This is a genomic window from Candidatus Woesearchaeota archaeon (assembly GCA_021734105.1).
GTDB lineage: Archaea > Nanobdellota > Nanobdellia > Woesearchaeales > SKGA01 > SKGA01.
This window is the reverse complement of the sequence record JAIPJP010000015.1, coordinates 23,649-29,823: the sequence shown is the minus strand read 5'-3', so window position 1 is coordinate 29,823 and position 6,175 is coordinate 23,649. Positions and strand designations below refer to the sequence as shown.

The 6,175-nt window shown below is 38.8% G+C and carries 5 protein-coding genes; 1 reads left to right on the top strand and 4 read right to left on the bottom strand.

The features are described 5' to 3' along the window. Nucleotides 1-29: 29 nt before the first annotated feature. From ftsZ to K9M74_03625, 3 genes are all read right to left on the bottom strand, one after another. Nucleotides 30-1,115 (bottom strand): cell division protein FtsZ, encoded by a 1,086-nt coding sequence (gene ftsZ / locus K9M74_03635; GenBank protein ID MCF7798970.1) that lies wholly within the window; start codon nucleotides 1,113-1,115, stop codon nucleotides 30-32. Between the two features lie 177 nt (nucleotides 1,116-1,292). Beyond that, a complete protein-coding gene (locus tag K9M74_03630; GenBank protein ID MCF7798969.1) occupies nucleotides 1,293-1,826 on the bottom strand; it encodes a helix-turn-helix domain-containing protein in 534 nt (177 codons plus the stop codon). Between the two features lie 241 nt (nucleotides 1,827-2,067). After that, complete coding sequence (locus tag K9M74_03625) at nucleotides 2,068-3,822, bottom strand: ATP-dependent DNA ligase (protein MCF7798968.1); 1,755 nt, start codon at nucleotides 3,820-3,822, stop codon at nucleotides 2,068-2,070. Between the two features lie 339 nt (nucleotides 3,823-4,161). Between K9M74_03625 and K9M74_03620 the strand changes: the two genes are divergently transcribed. After that, a complete protein-coding gene (locus K9M74_03620) occupies nucleotides 4,162-4,308 on the top strand; it encodes a hypothetical protein (GenBank protein ID MCF7798967.1) in 147 nt (48 codons plus the stop codon). Between the two features lie 426 nt (nucleotides 4,309-4,734). Here the strand turns inward: K9M74_03620 and K9M74_03615 are convergent, their stop codons facing one another. Continuing rightward, nucleotides 4,735-6,162, bottom strand: a complete 1,428-nt coding sequence (locus tag K9M74_03615) for an RtcB family protein (GenBank protein MCF7798966.1) — start codon at nucleotides 6,160-6,162, stop codon at nucleotides 4,735-4,737. Between the last annotated feature and the right edge of the window lie 13 nt (nucleotides 6,163-6,175).

Sequence of the window (6,175 nt, the reverse complement as noted above, 5' to 3'; positions counted from 1 at the left end):
GAAAAAATAGGGCTTTTGGCCCAATCGCCTTATCGAAGTACTTCGATGCCCAGCTCGTTAGATAATTCTTGACGAGCTTGTGCTTGTTCACGTGCGTTTTGCGGCCCGATAACCCAAGGAGATTTAACGCCTGTAATAATAGTCATCACAGTAAGTTTTCCTTTCATATCTTCGCTCACCCGTGCACCCCAGATAACATTTGCTGAGGAATCCATTGATTCAGTGACGAGTTCGCCTACTCGGCTAATTTCATCTAAAGTCATATCATGACCACCATGGATGTGAATAATTGCGCCTTGAGCACCTTCATAGCTAATATCGAGTAGTGGATTGCTTAAAGCTCCTCGAACTGCTTCATCAACACGGTTTTTCGTATCACTTGAGCCAACACCTATACTTGCAACGCCACCAGCAGTCATTACAGCTTTTACGTCTGCAAAGTCAAGGTTAACCAGACTTGGAACTGCGATGGTTTCAACGATACCTTTAATCATAGTAGAGATAAGTTCGTTTGCAACAGCAAATGCTTGATTTACAGGGAGATTTCCTGCAATTTGAACTAATCGATTATTGTCAATAACAATTACTGTGTGTGTGCTTTGCCGTAGTTGTTGTAGACCAAATTCTGCTTTGTCAACACGTGCGCGTTCAATCTTAAATGGCATAGTTACCGTTCCAATAACAATTGCACCGGCTTCTTTAGCTACTTTTGCTACGACCGGAGCAGCGCCCGTACCTGTTCCTCCACCCATACCTGCACAGACAAAGACCATGTCAGAGAGTTTCATAGAATCTTTAATTTCGCTCATTGCTTCTTCTGCTGCTTCCTTACCCACTTGCGGGTACCCGCCAGCACCAAGACCACGAGTAGAATCTTTTCCTAGGAGAAATTTTCTATCAGCTTCAACCATATTAAGGTGTTGTAAATCGCTGTTACACGCAATAATTTCTGCACCTTCAATGCCCTTTTTATAGAGCCAGTTTGTCATATTGTTTCCTGCACCACCCACGCCAATAACTTTGATGTTTGCTTGACCTACTTCAATGCCAAACTCGCCAGTAGTATTTGTTTTCTGTGGCTGTGGTTGTTGTTGTTCATTCACGATAAAGTCCATTTTTTATTTCCCCCTAGTTTTTTGTAAAGAGTGTCTAGTTATTCACTCGGATATGTTCTGAGTTGGAATAGAAGGCCTCACACCCCAAATCAACCATCTCAAGCAACATACCTAATTTTCTCTTTAGGAGTATATAAAGATTATTGTTTTAGAATATAGTAAATTAAATTACTCACTTTATGCTTCAAATAATATCTTCTTTTTTCCAGGATATAGACCCATAGAAGACATTTGATTATACTGTTCAGGTGTTAAAGTGAGCAAAATGATATTAAAACTGAATTTCTCACCCATATAGACTGCATTTCGTTTAATAGAATCAGTATCTAGGTTTGTTCCAATAACAAGAACGTTAGCTTTGTCTTTTTCCTCTTTCCCGTGTAAAACAACCATTTGAACACCATCAAACTCTTTAATAGTGTTCACAAACTCAGCAACTGCATTTTTACGGTCTTGAAGTAATTCTGATAGAAAAAAAGTTTTTTCTGTGTTTAAAGAATATAATTTGAACCTTTTTATCTGTTCCACACTAAGTATAGTTATGTCAACAAGTTGTTGCAGTATTCTGTACGTACTGGCAGGAGGTACCTTGGTTAGTTTAGCCACCTCTCGTAGATAATATCTTTGATCGTCATGATTAATAAATAACTTAAGAATTTTGAGTGTAGAAGGGCTAAGAAGCTTTTCAATCATCTCCCTATCTGTTATCATATTTAGTCTTAGGGAAAGACTTATTTATAAGTATTATCATTCTAGAAACAATAGATATTATTTGAAACATTGTTTCTGTGTAGAAACGTTGTTTCATATTTGATATTTATAAGAAAGACCTTGTGTAAAGAGTTTCTGTAACGTTTGAATTCTCTATTTATAGAGGTTTCGGCAGGCCTAACTAGTTTGCTCAAAATGTTTGAGCAAGAAAAACGAATACTAAGCAGAGAAAAAAGAACAATTATTGAGATTCATACAAATCCTGCACATCATCAATACTTGCAATATCATCGATGGAACGATCAGGACGAAGGCGCAAAACCCGAGGAAAACGAAGCGCGTAACCAGAACTATACGAAGGACTCTTTTGGATTTCTTCATAGGCGACCATAAGCACAACTTTAGGACGAACTTTGGCAATTTTTCCTTCAGTTACCATAGTAAGCGGTTTAAGTAACTCAGTTACTTGACTAAAGGTCACATGCTCGCCGTCTGGAAGCTCTTTAAGACCTGTACCTACTTTGCCCATCTGCAGTAATGTGCCTTGTGCTGTGCGACAAGCCAACGTGAAACTAGTCATCCATTCACTTCGCTTTCCAGAACCCCACTCTGCCTCCACAACAACAAGGTCTAACTCATCCATAATGGGCTTCATCTTAATCCATGCAGACACACGACCTCCTGGCTGATAAGGTGCAGTAAGGTCTTTAATCATAATACCCTCATTACCTGCAGCCAAAGATTCATCATAAAATTCTTGTGCATCTTCAAGTTTATCAATAACAACGCCTTTTACTAAGACTATCTTTCGAGCAACTTCTTTTTGTATAATAGTTGGTAATAGTTTAAGACGCTCATGTAATGGCTTTTCAATCTGAATTTCGCCATTTAGCAAAAGCACATCAAAAATATTTAATTCAACAGGCAATACTTGAGCAAGCCCTGCAATATCATATTTTCGTCTAATGCGTTTAGAAATATGCTGAAAAGGCTGGTATTTACCTGTTTTAGGATCATAGCCAACCACTTCAGTATCAACAATACATTGTTTGGGTAGAACCAATTCTTTAACAGCATCCACAATATCTGGAAATTGCGTTGTCACCTCTTCTAACCGACGCGTAAATAACTTGACAACATTTCCAGCTTTATGTACTTGCATGCGAAAACCATCATATTTATACTCTAAACGAACAGGAAAATTAGTTCTTGCAAAAGCTTCATCAAAAGAATTCTCCTTTCGAGCAAGCATAACACGACAAGGCTTTCCTAGTGTTAATTTAAAATCCTCTAAAGATTTACCTGCTTTAATATGTGCAAACACCACCGAGAAATCAGCTGTAAGGTCAAGTGCGCGTTTAATCTGCTCCTTCACTTTAAGAATATTAAAACCAGGCTGCATTTCATGTTCTAACACATTTGAATCATATTTGAAATCTTTAGCAAAAAAACCATAACTCCAAGCAGCAGCTATAGCGTCTCGAATAGTCCCGTCAGCAATACCAATACGCAAATCTTCAATAACAGTTCTAACAATAAACTTTGCTTCTAAAGGAGATGCACTAGTTAATAATCTAGAAAGTTCAGCCAGCTTAACATCTTGAGATTTGTTGCCTTCCAAGCTCGCTAATTTTTGAAGCGTGTCAAAAACATCTTGCAGCTCTAAGGGTTGAGAGAATAACGTTTGCTGACGCCTCTTTATAGTGAGATTTTCTGCGACCTGCCCTATATCACCTGTCTTTTTGAGCATTTTTTCTACATCGATCTGATCATGACCAGTAGCACGAGCAATAGCTCGCAAGACTAATTTACCTGCAACGCCGCTTGTTCGTACATCCCACTCAGGAAAAACTCTGCCTTGAAGAAGTAAAATCGCTGCATCAATATCGTTATCATTAAGCTTGGGGAAAAAATGCGCCAATATCTCTGTCTTTTTTAAACGAGAATTTGTGCTAGAAAGCTGCTCAAATGTTTGTGCAAGCACCGCATATTTCATAGCATCCTCTAATTTTACCGAGTTTTTAATGGTTTGGATAATCACAAGAGGACAACGTACTTTGGGAAATAAAGGCTTCTTCTTGCAGTTTTACTCTTCAAGTCCATTTTTATAGCACTGGACAAGTGCTTGAGGAATTTATAAAGAAACGAGATGTAAAGAGTAGTAGAAGTTACGCAAACAAAGCAACATTGCCTGTTTGTTTTATTGGAGGTGACAAAAAATGTCAACAAAGGAAATTGAACAATTGTTTTTCAAACAAATGAAGAACCTAACACTCAAAAGCTATGCAGATATCTACGACTACCAATTTTCAGACGCGTGGATGAGGTGAATACTATGAAACAAGAACGCATATACACAGAAACAGAACGATACCCGCAGGAAGTGGCCCATTTGGCAGTTGAAGCAGGCATTATTGATGAAATTGAAGAAACTATGCTAGAAAATTATCTTTGGCAAACTCTTAACGTTGGAGTTAACTAGTTATGACCGCAATTAACTACCCTAAAAAAGACTATCTTCGGCTCTTTTACGAAGAGCAAGCCTTAGCAAAACAAGAGGCTTGAATTAGTTTATTTCCTAAAAAATTAGTTGAACTGTTTGGCACGGAAAAACAACATTTTCTTGTGCAATAAATCGTAAATGTAATAGCATCTACAAATTAGGAACTACGTTTTATAATTTTATTCTTTGCCCACCAAACACCACCTCTTTTAAACCGTTTGCAGGTTTTCGGCGTACTAAAACCTGCACTTTTTCTTAACCTTTAACACCCAAAAGTTTGAGCGGCCATTCTTATCAAATCACCGAGGTTCGTGAGTTGCATTCTGCAACCATAGGCAACCACCAGAGAATCCAAGTCAAAAGACCTGAACGCGCTAAAAAAAAGAAGAATAAAATACAAAAAGACTAACCCTTAATGACGCCAAGAGGCTTGAGCTTTGCGACAAGGTTACCAATATGAGCTTTGTGGCTGACGTTCACCACTTCATCAACATCTTTGTAAGCACCAGGCGCCTCGTCTCCTACTCCTTTTACTGATCGAGCTCTGAGCGTGATATGATGTTTAGCTAAATCTTCTTTGACTTGCTCGCCATCATATTCTTTTTTAGCAGCAAAACGACTCATGAGTCTGCCTGCGCCATGAGCAGTACTACCAAAAGAAACAGTCATACCTTCTTTTGTCCCCACAAGAACATAGGATGACGTACCCATGCTCCCAGGAATAATAACTGGTTGGCCAACAGTTTGGTAATCGGCAGGCAAGTCTTCACTTCCCGGTCCGAAAGCTCGCGTTGCGCCTTTCCGATGCACCATGACTTCCTCTTCTTTACCATCAATAACGTGCGTTTCTTTTTTTGCAATGTTATGTGCGACATCATACATAGTCTTAAAAATCGCATCAGGAAAAAACTCTTTGAAAACTTCTTTTGCTTGATGACCTATCATATGACGATTCGCCCACGCAAAATTAGCTGCAGCACACATAGCGCCGTAGTATTCTTTGCCAAGCTTGCTGGTAATTGGTGCATACACTAAATCTTTTTCAGGAAGAGCAGCAATGACATCAGGATATTCGTCCTCCATTTTTCTTAAATAATCACTTGCTACTTGATGACCCAAACCTCTACTACCGCAATGAATCATAAAAACAACCTGATTAACTTTAGTAATGCCAAATGTTTTAGCCGTTTCATTATCAAAGATTTCACCAACATATTGAATTTCAAGAAAATGATTACCAGCACCAAGTGTTCCTAACTGCCTTCTACCCCTTGCTTTTGCACGAGGAGAAATAAAATCACTATTAGCCTCGGGCATTCGTCCATTACCTTCACAATGAGCAATATCCTCAGCTGTACCAATGCCTTGCGAAACTAAATGAGCGGGACCTTCCTTTAAAATTGCATCAAGTTCTTCATCAGATAATCGTTCTTTACTTTCAAAACCTTTACCAGAAGGAATAGCCTGAAATAATTTGTCAAGCAATTCACTAATTCGTGGCTCGACTTCATCTTTGGTTAAGGACGTGGTGATTAAACGAACACCGCAATTAATATCAAAACCAACACCGCCTGGAGAAATAATACCATCTTGCATACTAAACGCCGCAACACCACCAATACTAAAACCATAACCTTGATGTGCATCAGGCATCATCAGTGATTCTTTGCGAATACCGGGAAGACACGCAACATTCATCCCTTGCTGAAGCGATTTATCTTTTAGAAGATGCTCCATAAGCATATTAGAAGCAAATACCCTGACCGGTACATTCATGTTCCCCTCTTTGGGAATTATATAACTATATTCATTTTCTTGTTTGGGTGACACCATAGCCTAGCACCTC